The following is an 18,615-nucleotide window of genomic DNA, read 5'->3' on the forward strand; positions in this document are numbered from 1 at the left end:
AGCGTACCTTTTTTATCCCAATTTCTTAATGTTTGCTCTGTCTTACCTATAAGTTCTGCAAATTCTCCTATTGAATAATATTTCAAGTTAATCACTCCTTGAAATTATTATGCAATAAACTGTATTAAAAATAAATATATATTTATAAGTTTTTATAAACTTTTTTCAACTGTTGTCTGCCTCTTTATTATTTTCCCACAAATTAATTTTTTCTATTAACATTGTAACTCCCTCTTTCTCATAAACATCTAATATAATTATATCACTTAGATTAGGATTTTAATCCAAAGATAATTGTTCCAATAAGATAAAAAAAACATATCATCAATTACCTCAGCAATGCAGAACGAAAAAGAACCTATATGAATAGACTCTTTTTATAGTGTCTATCTTATAGGTTCCATTTTAATAAGTTGATCTTCTTTATTTTTTAACTCTATAGACTAAGAATATTCCATAACATACAAGCATTAATGCTATCAAAATCTTAATATCAAATATATTTTCTCGAAGAAATATTGATGATAAGAATGTTCCAAAGACAGGTACTAAAAAGTTAAAGACTGATATTATTCCTACTTTATTGTATTTTAATAATTGAGTCCATATAACAAATGCTACTGAAGATAATAATGACATGTAAATTAAAAGTGATGTTGATGCTAGTGTGAATCCTTTTAAACTGCCACCTAAAATAAATCCTAGAATTGTTAATATAATTCCACCTATAAATAATTGCAATCCTGTAACTATTGATGGTTCTTGATTTTGAGTTATTTTCTTACCATATATTGCTGAAACTGCAAATATAATTGCTGCAATCATTACAAATCCTTCGCCTTTAATAGCAAAAGAAGTTCCCTCTAAGAATTGTCCGTTTAAATTAACAATTACTACTCCCAGAAAGCCTATGATGCATCCTATTATCTTGTTAAAGCTAAGCTTATCATTTTTATAAATAAAATGAGCTAATATAATACTTACAAAAGTCCCTGTTGCATTTATTATTGCCCCTCTTACTCCTGTGGTATATGACATTCCTACATAAAAAAATATGTATTGAAGAGCAGTTTGTATTAAACCTAATAGTGCTATTTGTTCAAATTGCTTTTTAGAAAAATTAAATATATTTTTCTTTGTAATTGCCTCTAATAAAAGTACTAAAATCCCTGCAAAGGTAAATCTATATCCTGCAAATACTAATTTAGATCCTACATCGTTTATATTAAATAACGAATATCCTATTTTTATTGATGGATAAGCACTTCCCCATAAAATGCAACATAAGGTTGCTAGTAATACAATATTTCTTCTGTTTGTATAAAATTTAATTTTATTAATTTTATTCATTTTACTTTTCTCCTATGTAGTAAATTATTTAATTATATTTTGCTCTATATAAACAATTTATTATATCATATACTTGTTTCTATAGAAAAAAGAGTGCATATTCAATAAGCACTCCACCATAAATATATTTAATTTGATCTAATACCTTCATGACACGAATTGACTATATCATATTTACTTCAAGACTTTATTGCTTAGATATTATTAAAAAGTATATGCATTATAATATATTAAAAAGCCTTAAGAATAAACGAATCTATTTATTCTTAAGACTTTTATTAAAATTTTTATCCACTATCTAATTATATTTCTACTGATTCATCAATATCTTTCATAGTTAAAGAAATTCTTTTTCTCTTTTCATCAACTTCTATTATAGCTACCTTTACTATATCTCCAACTTTAACAATATCTAAAGGATGCTTTACAAATCTATTTGCCATTTGGCTCTTATGGACTAATCCATCTTGATGAACTCCAATATCTACAAACGCACCAAAGTCTGATACATTTCTAACTGTTCCATCTAAAACCATCCCTGGCATTAAGTCTTTAAGTTCAACTATTCCTGTTTTAAGTATTGGTTTTGGCATTTCTTCTCTAGGGTCTCTGCCTGGTTTCTTTAATTCTTTAATTATATCCTTTAAAGTAAGCTCTCCAACTTCTAGAGTTTCACTTAAAGTTTTTAATCCTTGTGCTTCTGCTCTTTCATCAATATCACCTAGTTTATTATTTTTAAGATCTTGCTTATTATATCCTAAAAGCTCAATTAACTTTTTAGCTACACTATAAGATTCTGGATGGACTGATGTATTATCTAAAGGATCTTTGCTATCATCTACTCTTAAGAAACCTGCACATTGCTCATATGCCTTTTGTCCTAATCTCTTGACTTTTAATAATTCTTTTCTTGAAGTAAAGTGTCCAACTTCCTCTCTATAATCAACAATATTCTTAGCAATAGCTGCATTTATTCCCGAAATATGTGTTAAAAGTGATGGTGTTGCTATATTTAAATCAACTCCAACAGTATTAACTGAATCTTCTACTACTCCAGCTAAAGATTCTTCTAGTTTTTTAGGCGTTACGTCATGTTGGTATTGCCCAACACCAATTGCTTTAGGATCTATTTTAACCAATTCAGCAAGTGGATCTTGCAGTCTTCTACCTATTGAAATTGCTCCTCTTACGGTAACGTCTAGATCTGGATATTCCTTAGTTGCAAGTTCTGATGCTGAATAAACTGATGCTCCTGCTTCAGATACAATTACGTATGCTAATTCTCTTCCAGTTTCATTTTTTATTTCAGTAATCATTTCAGCAATTACTTCTTCTGATTCTCTAGATGCAGTTCCATTTCCAAGTGAAATAACATCAACATTATGTTTAGCAATAAGTGCTTTTAAAGTTTTCTTTGTTCCTTCAATATCTCTTTTAGGCACTGTTGGATATACTGCTGTATTTTCTAAGAACTTTCCTGTCGCATCTAATATTGCAATCTTACAACCTGTTCTAAATCCAGGGTCATATCCCATTACTACCTTCCCCTTGATTGGAGCTTGCAGCAATAATGCTTTTAGATTTTCTTTGAAAATGTTAATAGCACCTTCTTCACCAATATCAGTTAATTCACTTCTGATTTCTCTTTCAATTGATGGATAAATTAATCTTTTTAATGAATCCTTTATTGCAAGTTTTAGTTTTTCATCTAAAACTGGATTTTTCTTTAATACTTGATTCTCTAAATATTGCACTATCTTATCTTCATTTACAGTAATTTTAACACTTAGTATTTTTTCTTTTTCTCCTCTATTAATAGCTAATATTCTATGAGGTGGTATTTTATTTACTGCTTCTGAATATTCATAATACATTTCATATGGTGTTGATTCTTTAGATTCTCCCTTGCTTTCTATGTTTCCTTCTCTCATAACAAAGTCTCTTATATATTTTCTATATTTAGCTTCATCTGAGATACTTTCAGCAACTATATCTAAAGCTCCAGAAATAGCATCTTCACTACTTACTACGCCTTTTTCTTCACTTATATATTTAGATGCTTCTTCATTTAAATCACTGCTAAATTTACCTTCTAAAATTAATTCTGCAAGAGGCTTTAATCCTTTTCCCACAGCTATTGTTGCTTTAGTTCTTTTTTTAGGTTTATAAGGTCTATATATATCTTCAACTTCTGTTAAAGTTGTTGCCTTTTCTAAAGCGTTTCCAATTTCCTCTGTGAACTTCTCTTGTTCTTGTATTATTCTTGTAACAGCCACTTTTCTTTCTTCTAAATTTCTTAAATATGTAAGTCTTTCAGATAACTTTCTTAAAACTTCATCTGAAAGTCCACCCGTAACTTCTTTTCTATATCTTGAAATAAAGGGAACTGTATTCCCATCATCTAAAAGTTCAATAACACTTTGAACTTGCCCTAATTTTATTTCTAACTCTTTTGCAATTCTTTCTTCAATTGAATTCATAATTTCCTCCTGATTTGTATTAGGCATATGAAATAAAATAACAGACAAATATACTGGTCTGTTATTTCTTTATATACCTTAGTAATATTGTTACTATCCTAACAATATTTTACCACATAAATTATTATTGCCATTACTATTTTTTTAGTAACGGCAATAATAATCTCATATTCCTATTAATTTATAAACTTATTTGAGTTCAAATCAAGAATTTTATACAATCCACAGTTATAATTACTAAACCAATAATAAATATAATTTATTGAATAAACATATTTACATGGATACCATGAACATATGTTATTTCAATACCAAGAAGTAACATTAACCCAAAATAACTTAAGGCAAATATTAATCTTGTAAATGCACCTATGCTTCCAACCAAAGGACCACCAATTGCAAGTTTTGCTTCTGTTACTGCATCTTTAGGTTCTTCTTTTATTCTAATTGCAGCACCTACAAAAGGAATAATAACTTTAATTTTCTTTCTTTTCAAAAAACATCACATCACCAAAGCAAATACCAAATGCTATAGCAAATGCTCTAGACAAGATTTTAAACAAATCTATTTCTGATGGTCTAAAAAAGTAATCTAAACTATAATTTAAAACTGAAATTGTAATAAGTTAATCTTATTTTATTGCTACTTACTTTACTTTAATAATTGGTAGCATTATTTCAAAGCTTGTCCCAATTATACTATCTATAATCCTTATACCTCCATTGTGTTTGTTTATTATCTTTTTTGTTATAGACAGTCCAAGTCCCGTGCCTCCAGTTTTAGAATTCCTTGATTTATCTAATCTTACAAACAGATTAAATATATTTTCTCTATACTCTTCTGGAATACTTTCTCCATTATCTGATAAAACAATGCAAAAGTATCTTTCTCTAATTTCAGCTCTTACATTGATTTCACTTCCTGCGGAATTATATTTAATCTTATTATCTAAAATATTATTAATTGCTCTAGTTAATTTCTCTTCATCAATCATTACATAATAAGACTCTTCCGGGATATCAAAATCATATTCAAATTTATTATGCTCAAATTCTGGAATATAGCTTGCAATTGTTTCACGCATAAATTCTGATATATCTGTTTTTATTAAGTTGAATTTATAATCAGAATTATCATATAAGGAAAATTCAAATAAATTATTCATAAGCTTATTTGCTCTATATGAATTTTTATTAATTATATTCAAATACTCCATTTTTTCATTTTCATCTAGCTCTCTATTATTAATTAACGTTTCACTATATCCTAAAATAGATGTAAGCGGGTTTTTTAAGTCATGAGATATATCTAATATTAAACCTTCTCTTATCTTTTCTAGTTTCTCTTTTTCTCTTATCTCATTTCTTATAGTTTCTGCCATCATATTAAAACCATTTGCTAAATCTAAAAATTCATTTTTTGTATCAATTTTAATATTTACATCATAATTATTATTGGTTATTTCCATTCCCCCGTTCAATAATGTTTTTATAGGCTTTATAAAAAGCTTAGAAGTTGCTTTTGCAAAAACATATACAATTAAAAGAATTAATAATACATTAAACAAAATTAATATTTTTATAAATATATTATGTGGAATTATTTTTGTGAATATATTAGGTTTTGTAATTTCTAAATATGGACATCCAACTACAATTATTGAATTTTCTTCTTGTAAATACTTACTATATAATGAATACTGAATATTATCTTTAGTTTCAATTATTGAATTGTTGAAGTTTTCCAACATAGAATATGCCCTAAGATCATCATTTAATAAAACTTCATTTTCTTTTGTTAGTCCAGCTAAATACATGTAGCTTTGCAAATTTAAACTTTTGAATTCCTCTATGACATTTCCCCTAGAATACGATACTTCACTTTCATTATTAATTTTTATAATAAAAGCATCTATGTCTAATAAATCCTTATCAGTTATACTCGTATAATCATCATTTAGTTTATTTTCTAACTCTTTAAAATATGAATTATATGTACTTGGACTACACAAAATTTCATATGTAACAATAGAAAATAATACACCTACTATTAATATTATAGTAATAGCAATATACCCAAGAAAATATATAAAAAATAATTCTGCTGTAACACTTCTTTTTATTTTCTTAGACTTCATTTATATTAACCCTTTCAACCTTATAGCCTATTCCCCTTATAGTTTTTATGTAAACAGGATTCTTAGGGTCATCTTCTATCTTTTCTCTAATATGGCTTAAATGAACCATTATATTATTAGCATCACCAAAATATGCATCTTCCCATACCTGTTCATAAATTTGTTTTTTGGTAAATACTTTTCCTAAATTAGAGATTAATAATTTTAGAATTTTAAATTCTTTTGGGTTTAAATCAATCTTTTTATTCCCCTTATAAATTTCAAAGGTTTCAGTAAATAATTTTAATTCACCAGTTGTATATATTATATCTTTGTGTTCAGTATATTTATAACATCTCCTAAGATTAGATGCTACTCTAGCCGAAAGTTCAATTGGACTTATTGGCTTTACCAAATAATCATCAGCTCCAAGTCCTAATGCTAAAACCTTGTCAGAATCATTTCCCATTGCAGTAATACAGATAATAGGAATTGTTGAAACAGCTCGTACATTCTGTATCACCGAAATACCATCAACATTAGGCATCATTGTATCTAATAAAATCAAATCTATTTTTTCATTTTCAAATATTGTTAAAGCTTCTCTTCCATCAGATGCTTCGTAAACATTATAATTTTCTTTTCTCATATGTAATGAAATGAGATTTCTAATATCCTTCTCATCTTCTGCTATTAAAATATTCATATATAACTGCAACCCCTTAATTTAAATTATGAATATATTTTACCATATATTTATGCAATCCTAGGAATTAATTTCATTATGATACTTTTTATTGTAAATAAGGCACTAGAAAGAAAATAACGATAAATTTTTATATTGCTCAAATAAAAATCTAACTGTATAATTATTATGTAAATATTTACCAAAGGATGGTGGGTTTATGATTAAAAACATTAGTAAAATATGTTCTTTTTTATTATTATTCTTACTTGGACTTCTTGCATTAAATGAATTTAAAATAATGAATTATTCCACTGATTTAAAAAAAATATTTTACTTTTTAACGCTCATTTTAATAATGTTCTCTTCTGTTACAACCTTATTAACAAATAAATCCGTTTTTTTTAAATTTGTTAGTGTAATAATAATTCTAGCACTAGTAATTGGTGGAGTTATTTCAATTCTGAAACCTGGATTAAATATATCTTTATATGTTTGTCTGATTCTTACTGTAGTATATTCCTTGGTTGATATGTTTTATAAGATTGCTTGATTATATACGGAACTTTCAAAAACATAAAATTTATCCACAAGTATAAAGAAAGCTCACTCTGTTATAAACAAAAGCGGGCTTTTTATACTTTTAATATATGCAAACTAGAAATAAAGGGACCTCTTTTGTGTAGTGTTACATCAGAGTACCCTTTATTTCTGCGGAATATACGCATAAGTGCAGTTTTTACCTTTTATATTTACATTATTACTGCTTTAAATATGCATTTATAAACATATCTATTTCCCCATTCATAACTGCTGTAACATTTGATGTTTCTACATTTGTCCTGTGATCTTTAACCATGCTATATGGATGGAATACATATGATCTTATTTGACTTCCCCAGCCCATGTCTTTCAACTCTCCAGTTAAGTCTTCAATCTTTTCTTTATGTGCTCTTTCTTTTAATTCAACTAATTTAGATTTAAGCATCTCCATAGCTGTATCTCTATTAGAAAATTGGCTTCTTTCGTTTTGACATTGGACAACTACCCCTGTAGGAAGATGCGTAATTCTTACTGCTGAATCAGTTGTATTAACATGCTGTCCTCCAGCACCTCCTGATCTATAGGTATCTATTCTAAGATCATCAGGTTTTATATTTATATCTTGCTCTTTTGTAAGTTCTGGCAGCACTTCCATAGATGCAAAAGAAGTTTGTCTTTTGCCATTAGCATTATATGGTGAAATCCTAACCAATCTATGAATTCCTTTTTCAGCTTTTAAGTATCCATATGCATACTCACCAGTAACTTTTAAGGTAACACTTTTAATTCCTGCTTCATCTCCTGGAATTAAATCTAAAGTCTCAACATTATAACCTTGCTTTTCGCACCATCTCGTATACATTCTTAAAAGCATTTGAGTCCAATCATTAGCATCAGTACCCCCAACGCCAACATGTAAAGTTAAGATTACATTATTTTTATCATATTCTCCGCTTAAGAGCACCTTCATATTATAATCATCAATTTGAGCTTCTATATCTCTCATTGTTTGTATTATTTCATTAGCAGATTCTTCATCATCTTCTTCCATCATTTCTTTCAATACTTCCACATCTTCAAGCTGAGATTTTAATTTATCAAAACCCTCCATTTTGTCTTTTACAGCTTTACTCTTCTTAGTAACTTCTTCCGATCTTTTAGTATCATCCCAAAATCCAGCTTCTTGCATTTGGCATTCTAATTCATGAAGTTCTCTTTCTAAACCTCCCCTGTCAAAGTGAATCCCCCATTTCTTCTATAGATTTCTTTATAATTGGAAGCTTTATTAATTCCTTTTCAAGCTCAATAATCATCTATTTTCACCTCTTTCAAATAATTAAATAATAATAATTTCTCAATAGTTAATTATCAATTGATCAACCATTAATAATTGACAATTTCAAAAAAACTACTTTGCAAAAATTCCGTAGAAAATCTCAATCAAAATTGCTACTTAGATAGTAAACAACTATTCTTAAAATATCTACGGAATTTATTATATCATATATATTCTTTCAAAAACTTCTTAGAGCTTTTCACCTTAATTGTTCACTGAATTAAGCTTCTCTTCCACAGCAATTCTTAAATTTCTTCCCACTACCACATGGACAGAAATCATTTCTTCCATGCTTATCAAGATTTCTAACGGGCCCTACACTTGGACCTCCTGGTCCTGGATTTGCTCCTGGTTTTGCTGATGGACTTGAGGTATCAATATGAATTGCTGCAGTTTCTTGTGCAACTCTTACTCTTTCTGGCGCTCTTTCTATTTTAACATGGAATAATAGTTTAACTGTTTCTTCTTTGATTGCTCCAATCATTTCATTAAACATTTCACTACCTTCCATTTGGTATGCTTGAACTGGGTCAATTTGCTTAAATGATTGAAGTCCAATACCTTGTTTTAAATGATCCATATTATCTATATGATTCATCCATTTAGTATCAACAGCTTTTAAAAGAACAACTCTTTCAATTTCTCTTAATCTTTCTGAAGTAAATTCTTCTTCCTTTTGCTCATAGAACTTACATGCAGTTTCATAAAGACTTTGAGCTATTTCTTCATTTGAAAGATTTTCAAGACTAGGTAAATTAACTGAATTTGGTGGTATGCATATTTCTTGTAAGCATACCATTAAGTTTAAGAATTCTTCTCTATACTCCTCAGTTTCACCTGTAATATGAGTATTAACAGCATTTGTTATAATTTCTTTTAACATTGATAATACTTCTTCTTTTACATCTTCACCTTCAAGAACTTCTGATCTTTGCTTATAAATAAGGCCTCTTTGTATATTCATTACATCATCATAACCTAATAATTGTTTTCTTATGTCAAAGTTATTACCTTCAACCTTCTTTTGAGCATTTTCTATAGCTTTTGAAACCATTTTACTTTCAATTGCTTCTTCTTCTTGAAGTCCTAATTTCTCAACAACTCCTTGAATCTTTTCTGATCCAAATATTCTCATTAAATCATCTTCTAGTGAAATAAAGAATGTTGATTCACCAGGGTCTCCTTGTCTACCAGCACGACCTCTTAATTGGTTATCTATTCTTCTTGATTCATGTCTTTCAGTACCTATTATCTTAAGGCCACCAACTTCAATTACACCTTCACCAAGCTTAATATCAGTACCACGACCTGCCATATTAGTAGCTATAGTAACCATACCAAGCTCTCCAGCATGACTTATAATTTCAGCTTCTTGTTCATGAAACTTAGCATTTAATACTTGATGTGGCACTCCCTTTTTCTTAAGCAAGCTTGAAACAAGTTCTGATTTTTCAACACTTACTGTACCAACTAATACTGGTTGACCCTTTGCATGCACCTTTTCTATTTCTGATACAACAGCCTTAAATTTACCTATTTCACTGCTAAAAACTAAATCTGGATTATCTATTCTAGCTACTGGTCTGTGCGTTGGAATAACAATAACGTCTAATCCATAAATTTCTCTAAATTCATTTTCTTCCGTTAATGCTGTACCAGTCATACCTGCTAATTTTTTAAACATTCTGAAGTAATTTTGGAATGTAATAGTTGCTAAAGTTTTAGATTCTCTTGCAATTTTAACACTTTCTTTTGCTTCTATTGCTTGGTGAAGACCATCTGAGTATCTTCTACCTTCCATAAGTCTTCCTGTAAATTCATCGACAATTATTACTTCTCCATCTTTAACCATGTAATCTTTATCTCTTCTCATGCCAAAGTTTGCTTTTAATGCTTGAGTTACGTAATGTTGTAATTCTATATTATCAGCATCAGCATAATTCTCTACTTTGAATGTTACCTCTGCTTTTCTAACACCTTCATCAGTTAACATTACTGCATTAGCTTTTTCATCTCTTGTAAAATCTTTTTCTGCAACTAATTTCTTTGCAAAATAATCTGCAACCTTATAAAATTCAGTAGACTTTTCGCCTTGACCTGAAATTATAAGAGGAGTTCTAGCTTCATCAATTAAAATTGAGTCAACTTCATCTACTATAGCAAAGTTTAGTCCTCTTTGAACTCTTTCTTCTTTGTAAACAACCATATTATCTCTTAAGTAGTCAAATCCAAATTCATTATTAGTTCCATAAGTAATATCTGCTGCATAAGCTTCTCTTCTTTGGTCATTATTTAGGTCGTGAATTATTACACCTGTAGTCAATCCTAAGAAACCATACAGCTCACCCATTTCTTCAGATTGAGTTTTAGCAAGATAGTCATTTACTGTTATAACATGAACCCCATCTTCACTTAATCCATTTAAGTACGCTGGTAATGTTGCAACTAAAGTCTTACCTTCACCTGTTTTCATTTCTGATATTCTACCTTGATGAAGTACCATTCCGCCCATAAGTTGTTCATCAAAATGTCTTTTTCCAAATACTCTTACTGATGATTCTCTTACAACAGCAAATGCTTCTGGTAAAATATCATCTAATGTTTCACCATTACTTAATCTTTCTCTAAATTCAGAAGTTTTTGCTTTTAACTCTTCATCTGAAAGTTTTTGCATCGCTTCCTCTAAATTATTTATTTTTTCTATAGTAGGCTTAAGTCTTTTTACTTCTCTTTCACTATATGTTCCAAATACGGCATTTAATAGTCCCATAATGTCATCCTTTCGAAATTCTATATTTCATATTAATTTCTAATACATCATTATTAATTTACAATCTATTTTATAAATCACGTATTTTTTAATTATATCATTTTAACTATCTATTTTTCAATAAAACTTGCGATTTTTGTATTAAATCCTATATAAAACATTTAAATTTAATTATTTTTTAATATTTAAATCATAAATTATAATAATATTGGCCCATTTTTAGACAAAACATACTCTCACCTTACTTTTAGTTTAGAAATTAATGTTTTTACTTAGGCATATAAAAAATAACTGTCCAAATTCTGCAAGTTAAACATGCATATTGGACAGTTGTTGTTTTTTACTTCTTATATAAATTCTGGTTCTAACAAACCATAATCTCCATCTTTTCTTTTATAAATTACATTTACTTTATTGCTATCTGCATCTTGATATACAAAGAAATTATGTCCTAATAAATCCATTTGAAGCATTGCTTCTTCGGAATTCATTGGCTTAACACCAAATTTCTTTACTTTAACCAATTTACCCTCATCTTCTTCTGATTTAAGGTCTATATTATTTATTTCACCGAATCTTAATGATCCGCTATGTTTTCTTGACAATCTAGTTTTTTGCTTTCTAATTTGTCTTTCTAACTTATCTTCTACTAAATCTAATGATTTGTACATATCTGAAGTTGCTTCTTCCCCTCTTAATATGACTCCATTAAATGGAATAGTGATTTCAATTATATGCCTATTTTTTTGAACACTCAATGTAGCTTTTGCTTCTATATTGGCTTCAAAATACTTTTCTAATTTACTTATCTTTTTTTGCACTATTTCCTTTAGTGCATCTGTTAGTTCCATATTTTTTGCTATAACTGTCACTTTCATTAATTCCAGCCCCTCTCTGCATGAAAAAGATTTGTTAAATTTAATATATTTAAGTTAATAATATTTTATCACTTTTTCACAAATTTTACAAGATAATTATCAGTAAATTCTGATAATTTATTTCAAAAAAAACTAATCCTTAAAATTGTGGATTAGATAAACTTTGAATTATATTTTTTTGAGATGTTTTTACATATAAATAAAGAGTAAAGCTAGTTGACCTGGTTTTTGACCCCACACTCGCCTGCTGGAGCTTTTGCTAATAGAATTTAATCCCTCACTACTAACCCTCTCAGTACTGTACACTGGCAGGGCTTACTTCTATACCGCACCATGCTCCTTAGACATTTTGTCTAAATTACGTGGATCGTTTTGCCTGCGACTAGCTTCGACTTTCAACCACAAACCTAGCTTTACATTAATATTATATATGACTTTTGGCTAAGGTCAAGAGTTTTATGTCTTTTACCTCAAATTTTTTTAATAATTTATATGCTTCTTGGAGAGTTGCACCTGTAGTTGTCACATCATCTATTAATATAATATTGTAATTTTTTACTTCTATTCCTTTCTTTATAATAAAAGCATCTTTTATATTTTCATATCTTTCATCTCTTTTTAATCTCTTTTGTTCTTTAGTTTCTTTTGGTTTAATCAGTACCCCTAAAATTTCAATTGATAAATCCCTAGATATCTTTTTTGCTATATATTCACATTGATTAAAGCCTCTAGTTTTTTTAGATTTTTTTGATAATGGTATATATGTTATTACGTATTTTTTATCCTTAAAATTTTTAAAAATATATTCTTCTAAACATTCTGCTAATATATCTCCAGCTGTAAAATTATTTTTGTATTTAAACTTTAGTATTAAATCTTTTAATACTCCACCATAATATCCATAACTTATTATTTCATCTTGATATAAATCATCTATAGTTTTGATACTTTTTTTACAAGTATCGCATATCCCAAAACAATCATCTTCTTTGCATATAATACAATAATTTTCTCTTGGATATACTACTTCAATTAACCCTTCCCATAACTTTCTTATAATTCTCTTAACCGTTTTTCCCATACTTTTTTATTGAAATCTCTTGCCATATTTTTTGCCTTATCCATATCTTCCGATACATCATTTGATACCAAAAGAACTTCTGGTAATTTTGAGTTTATATTTCTTATTTGACCACATATATATAAAAGTTTTTTATAATTATATTTTTCATTATCAGAAAACAGTATCACACCATCATCAATATAACAATATTCAAGTAACTCCTCCATTTTATTAGTTATTATAAATATTGCCTTATATTTATATTTTGATACTCTTTCACATCTTTTTATTTCTTCATTTTTTGAAACTTTTATTATTTTAACTTCTGAAAGCTTTAGTTTGTTAGAAAAATAATCATAAACTATATTAAGCTTTTCTTTATTAGGTACATAAATAGCTACTTTATGATTATTTTCTTTAAACCATTTAAGATAATCATAAAGAGTATATGGAATGTCTACATTTAAATCTATTCGAGTTGTCAATATCCTAGGCTCTACAAAAGGTTTTTTATAATTGTATGCTGCGAGCTCAAATTTTTCACCCACTAATGCCATTTTCTCTATACTATACAATAAAACTCTTTCACCTAAGCTTGCACAGATATCCAATCCCTCTCTCACATTAGTGCTACTTAAATTTGAAAAATAAGTTATATCATCAAAAATCACCAAATCATATTTATCATTAATTCTTGCTAAATTATCATGATGTATGAATGTCAACTTTGTATCTGAAACTCCTTTTTGAATATATGAGTGAGTTATCCCTGCATTAAATTCTCTTATTATATTAATTAATTCTCTATTTTCTCCACTTTTTCCCCATACATATAATACTTTTCCATTATTTTGAGCTATATTACTTATTATATTTGAAAAAATACATGGTGTATTAAATGGAACTGTGATTATTGTTAAAAATTTAATACTTTTCTTGTACCAATAATCTATTTTATCACATGCATATTTTAAGTCCTCTTGAGTTACTTTGCATACTTCCCTCATACATATATCTCCTTTCAATTTAATCTTCAAACTCATCTTTAGTTATTATATTTCTAATTCTATGCTTTAAGGCTGAATATCGTTCTACACTATTCATGTTATTAATCATATACATTAATGCTTTTTGAAATCCAACTACAACCACTAATTGCTTTGCTCTTGTAATTCCTGTGTAAAGTAAATTACGATTCATTAAAAAAGGTGATCCCATAAATACTGGAATAATTACAACTTTAAATTCACTTCCTTGACTCTTGTGGATTGTAGTTGCATATGCTAAATCCAATTCATCTAGAAAATTAAAATCATAACTCACCTTCCTTTCATCATCAAATATAATTGTTAAAGCTTTTCTTTCTTCATCAATGCTTTCAATAAATCCCAAATCACCATTAAAAACTCCAACACCTTCATTCTCACCAAAACCATTTACTCTAATCCATTTTAGAGTATAGTTGTTCTTAGTTTGCATGACTTTATCTCCTTCTCTAAATAATATATCTCGAGAAGTCTTTTCTTTTTTATCCTTTGATTGTGAGTTAAATATTTCTTGAAGTCTAATATTTAAATTATTGACTCCAAGTAATCCTTTTCTCATAGGAGTTAATACCTGCATATCCTTTAATATATCCCAAGATTCATTAAATTTAGGAAGCCTTCTATTCATTAAATCTATTATAGTGTTTAAAATTTTATCTTGATTATCTTCATTAATAAAGAAGAAATCTTTATCTTTTTGATTTAATAATGGTATTTTACCTTGATTAATTCTATGTGCATTTACAATAATTAAGCTTTCTGCACCTTGTCTGAATATTTCTTTTAATCTTACTACTTTTATATATTCACTCTCTATAAGGTCTTTTAATACATTTCCTGGCCCAACAGATGGTAATTGATCAACATCTCCAACAATTATTAATCTTGTGCCTAAATTAATAGCTTTAAGCAGACTTTGCATTAAAATTATATCAATCATAGATGCTTCATCAACAATTAATACATCGCAATCTAATGGTGATGATTCTCCCTTTTCAAAAACTGATTCATCATCTTCTGAAACTCCCATTTCTAAAAGTCTATGTATTGTTTTTGCCTCTCTCCCAGTAGATTCAGTCATTCTCTTGGCTGCTCTTCCAGTTGGAGCTCCAAGTACTACTTTCATACCATTATTTTCGTAAATATGAATTATAGCTTTTATAATGGTAGTTTTACCTGTCCCAGGACCACCTGTAATTATTTCTATACCATTGTTAAAAGCACCACTAATTGCTTCTCTTTGAGATAGTGCAAACTGTATTTTTTGCTCTTTCTCAAAAACATCAATTTCAAAATCAACATCTGAATTTATAGTTTGTATTTGTTGTAGCCCTAAAGTGATTATTTTACTAGTTACTCCAAGTTCACAATAATAATATTGAAGCAAAAATCCAACTTCAACATCATTAACTTTTTCAATAATTATTTTCTGCTCAGCTGCCATATTATATATATTTTTTTCAATTAATTCTTTAGATATCAATAAATTTTTTTCACATTCCTCTATTATATTATTTTTAGGCATAAATGTATTTCCTATAGCACAAAACTGATTCATTACATACCTAATACCACTTTGAATTCTGAATTCTGAGCTACTTTCAACTCCAATACTCATAGCAATTCTATCTGCAGTTTTAAATCCAATGCCTGAAATTTCATCACATAATATATAAGGATTATCTGATACAATTTGTTTTGCATTTGGCCCAAATTTCTTATAAATTTTAACACATTGATTATTCGTAACTCCATGTTTATGAAAATACAAAATTATATTTTTTAAGTCCTGATGTTCTATATAAGATTCATATATAATTTGAAACTTTTTTTCTCCTATACCTTCTATCTCCGTAAGTCTTTCAATATGATTTTCCATTATATCTAAAGTTTCGGCACCAAACTTTTCAATTATCTTCTTAGCTGTAACTGGTCCGATTCCATGTATTATTCCTGCACTTAGATATTTTTCTATTCCATCTAATGAATTAGGAAGAAGTTCTTCATAATCTTGAATATTAAATTGATTTCCAAACTGTTTATGTACTGTCCAGTAACCTGTTAATTTTACGCTTTGACCTTCCTTCATAAAAGGAACTGTACCTACAGCACTAACTAACTCTTTTTCATTCCTAATTTTACAAACTACATAACCAGTGTCTTCATTTTTAAAGACAATGTTCTCAACAAAACCATTTACAACTTCCATAGAATCTCTCCAAATCTTTTACATAAAATTTAATTTTAAAATTTCACTTTTATTTTTATTTTCTAATTATATCATAATACATTCTATAATAATTGAAAATCAAACATTGGGCATTGACAATTATTTTCTTATATCTACTGTTTTTTCTTAAGTAGATAAGTGAGAGTCCAAATTAGGTTCCTTTATATTGGGTTCCTCGAACTTAGTTAACTCGTGCATACGAGTTAACTTGCTTTAAAAATGATTTTGTGTGAATCACTTAATCAGCAAACCCATGTGAGTCGAGTTTCCTTTAAGTGATTCTAAATATATAAATTCTTAACAATCGAGTAGGAGCTAAATAATTATTTTATTTATCGTCCTCTCACACCACCGTACGTACAATGTCGTCAACTTAAAGAAATGTATATAAAATTTCAAAAAACACTTGACAATAATTAGAAAAAATGAAGCCTCGCTATAGATATTAAATTTATAGTGAGGTTTGATTTTATGCAAAATATTAAATTATTATCCCAAATTTTAAAGAAAACAAATAAATTAATTATTTCTAATGAGTTTAAAGAAGCATATAGCTTAGGTAATTCATTTTCAAGGAAAAGAAAATTATCTTTTTCTAATGCAGTACATTTTATTTGCTCCGCATTACGAAAGTCTATGGCTACAGAAATTAGTAATTTTATTGAAGAACATACATATTTAGATTTTCCTGATATATCAAAGCAAGCATTTTCTAAAGCAAGACAAAATATTTCACCTGAGACATTTAAAGAATTATGCAGATTATTTGTTGATTCTTTTTATAATTCAACAAACAATTTAAAAAAGTGGAATAGATTTAATGTTCTTGCTGTTGATGGAACATCTTTGCAAGTTCCTGATACAATTGAATGTGGTGAATATTTCGGGTTAAGTAAAAATCAAAATAAAGTACAAACTGCTATTGCGTCGGCGTCAGCCTTATATGATGTATTAAATGATACAATAATTGATGCATCTATAACTAAATTTAGAACTAGTGAAAGAGAAATGGCAAAACAACATATAAATGCACTTAATAATAAAAAGTTGATAAACAATAGTATTGTAATTTTTGATAGGGGCTATCCTTCTTATGATATGTTTGATTATTTAAACAAAAAGGGGCTATTTTTCTTAATGAGAGTATCATCTTCATTTAAGATAATGCAAGCTATTTCTTCTGAAGATTGTACTTTTGAATATAAGTCAAAAGGAGAATTGAAAAAATTAAGGGTTATAAAAATAAAGCTTTCTGATGATACCACTGAAATATTAGTAACCAATATTTTTGATGAAATTATTACTCATCCTCAATTTAAAGAATTATATTTTCTTAGATGGGGAGTTGAATGCAAATATAAAGAACTTAAAAGTAGTATTGAAATAGAAGAATTTTCTGGAACTAAGCCAATTGCAATTGAACAAGATTTTTATGCATCTATTTATATATCCATGGTTGCGTCACTTATTAAGAAAGATGCCGATGCTGCGATAGCAAGTGATAATGATAATAAAAATTTAAAATCAGAATATCAAGCAAATAGAAATTTTATATTAAGTGAAGTTTTACAAAAGATTATAGCTATGATGGTAAAGCCTATTTCAGGAAAAAGAATATTAGAAAATATATTAGAAAAAGCCAAAAAAATACGCTCACAAATACGTCCCAACCGTAATTATGAGCGAAAAAACAAACACCCAAGGAAAAAGCATCATTCTCAAAGGAAATCTTGCATATAAGTTATAAAACCCAAACACTTCCAAAAATCTACTTTTACCAGTAGGTTTATTAATTATACCATTTTTTAAGGTATATAGCATACGCTATTCAAAATTTGTAGTAAATTTTTCATTCTGACCTACGTACAGTTGTTTTGTATAAATTTAAATTAAACCATAATATCTACTAATTTAACTTATTATGGTTTTATTTGTTTTTATAAAATGTAACATTATATTATAAATGGAATTAAATATAATTATATGCTTTCAGTTATGGCAATGTATCTTGTCAATGTAAATTTTAAACATTAACTTTCATAGAGTGTGAAGCAAAATTTTAAATAATAACCACTTCTACAAGAATAATAACATCTCTTAAACCATTTGACTCCGGA

At 28.0% G+C, this 18,615-nt stretch carries 14 protein-coding genes; 2 read left to right on the forward strand and 12 right to left on the reverse strand.

What is annotated here, in order from left to right; genetic code table 11:
- From LLF98_RS12195 to LLF98_RS12220, 6 genes are all read right to left on the reverse strand, one after another.
- A partial coding sequence (locus LLF98_RS12195) for a MerR family transcriptional regulator (RefSeq protein ID WP_291703990.1) occupies positions 1-86 on the reverse strand: 86 nt, incomplete at its 3' end.
- Between the two features lie 337 nt (positions 87-423).
- On the reverse strand, positions 424-1,341 hold the full coding sequence (locus LLF98_RS12200) for a DMT family transporter (RefSeq protein ID WP_291703992.1): 918 nt from the start codon (positions 1,339-1,341) through the stop codon (positions 424-426).
- Between the two features lie 311 nt (positions 1,342-1,652).
- On the reverse strand, positions 1,653-3,830 hold the full coding sequence (locus LLF98_RS12205; protein WP_291703966.1) for a Tex family protein: 2,178 nt from the start codon (positions 3,828-3,830) through the stop codon (positions 1,653-1,655).
- A 259-nt stretch (positions 3,831-4,089) separates the two neighbouring features.
- Entirely contained in the window at positions 4,090-4,326 is a 237-nt protein-coding gene (locus LLF98_RS12210; RefSeq protein WP_291703968.1) for a hypothetical protein, read from the reverse strand.
- Between the two features lie 151 nt (positions 4,327-4,477).
- The gene (locus LLF98_RS12215) at positions 4,478-5,968 is read right to left on the reverse strand and encodes a HAMP domain-containing sensor histidine kinase (RefSeq protein ID WP_291703970.1); all 1,491 of its coding nucleotides are present in this window, start codon (positions 5,966-5,968) and stop codon (positions 4,478-4,480) included.
- Entirely contained in the window at positions 5,958-6,653 is a 696-nt protein-coding gene (locus LLF98_RS12220; RefSeq protein ID WP_291703972.1) for a response regulator transcription factor, read from the reverse strand. Before LLF98_RS12220 ends, LLF98_RS12215 begins: the two co-directional genes overlap by 11 nt.
- Before the next feature lie 199 nt (positions 6,654-6,852).
- Between LLF98_RS12220 and LLF98_RS12225 the strand changes: the two genes are divergently transcribed.
- The gene (locus LLF98_RS12225) at positions 6,853-7,185 is read left to right on the forward strand and encodes a hypothetical protein (protein WP_291703974.1); all 333 of its coding nucleotides are present in this window, start codon (positions 6,853-6,855) and stop codon (positions 7,183-7,185) included.
- A 207-nt stretch (positions 7,186-7,392) separates the two neighbouring features.
- On the opposite strand, the gene prfB is transcribed toward LLF98_RS12225, so the two are convergent.
- The 6 genes from prfB to LLF98_RS12255 form a co-directional block, all read right to left on the reverse strand.
- Positions 7,393-8,488, reverse strand: a protein-coding gene (gene prfB, locus LLF98_RS12230; RefSeq protein ID WP_291703976.1) for a peptide chain release factor 2 whose coding sequence is annotated in 2 segments (ribosomal slippage) — positions 7,393-8,409 and positions 8,411-8,488 — 1,095 coding nt in all. Because the reading frame shifts where the segments join, the coding sequence is not laid out codon by codon here.
- A gap of 243 nt (positions 8,489-8,731) precedes the next feature.
- Complete coding sequence (gene secA, locus LLF98_RS12235; RefSeq protein ID WP_291703978.1) at positions 8,732-11,281, reverse strand: preprotein translocase subunit SecA; 2,550 nt, start codon at positions 11,279-11,281, stop codon at positions 8,732-8,734.
- A 347-nt stretch (positions 11,282-11,628) separates the two neighbouring features.
- Positions 11,629-12,159 carry a ribosome-associated translation inhibitor RaiA gene (raiA, locus tag LLF98_RS12240; protein ID WP_291703980.1) on the reverse strand — a complete coding sequence of 177 codons (531 nt, stop codon included), beginning with the start codon at positions 12,157-12,159 and terminating at the stop codon, positions 11,629-11,631.
- A 424-nt stretch (positions 12,160-12,583) separates the two neighbouring features.
- Complete coding sequence (locus LLF98_RS12245) at positions 12,584-13,240, reverse strand: ComF family protein (protein WP_291703983.1); 657 nt, start codon at positions 13,238-13,240, stop codon at positions 12,584-12,586.
- Positions 13,213-14,229, reverse strand: coding sequence for a hypothetical protein (locus LLF98_RS12250; RefSeq protein ID WP_291703985.1), 1,017 nt, complete (start codon positions 14,227-14,229; stop codon positions 13,213-13,215). The genes LLF98_RS12245 and LLF98_RS12250 overlap by 28 nt, the downstream gene beginning before the upstream one ends.
- A gap of 19 nt (positions 14,230-14,248) precedes the next feature.
- Complete coding sequence (locus LLF98_RS12255) at positions 14,249-16,477, reverse strand: ATP-dependent RecD-like DNA helicase (RefSeq protein WP_291703986.1); 2,229 nt, start codon at positions 16,475-16,477, stop codon at positions 14,249-14,251.
- Positions 16,478-16,969: 492 nt separating this feature from the next.
- Between LLF98_RS12255 and LLF98_RS12260 the strand changes: the two genes are divergently transcribed.
- Positions 16,970-18,238, forward strand: coding sequence for an IS4 family transposase (locus LLF98_RS12260; protein ID WP_291703988.1), 1,269 nt, complete (start codon positions 16,970-16,972; stop codon positions 18,236-18,238).
- The last annotated feature ends 377 nt before the right edge of the window (positions 18,239-18,615 follow it).

The organism is Clostridium sp. (assembly GCF_021372645.1).
Classification (GTDB): Bacteria; Bacillota; Clostridia; order Clostridiales; family Clostridiaceae; genus Clostridium.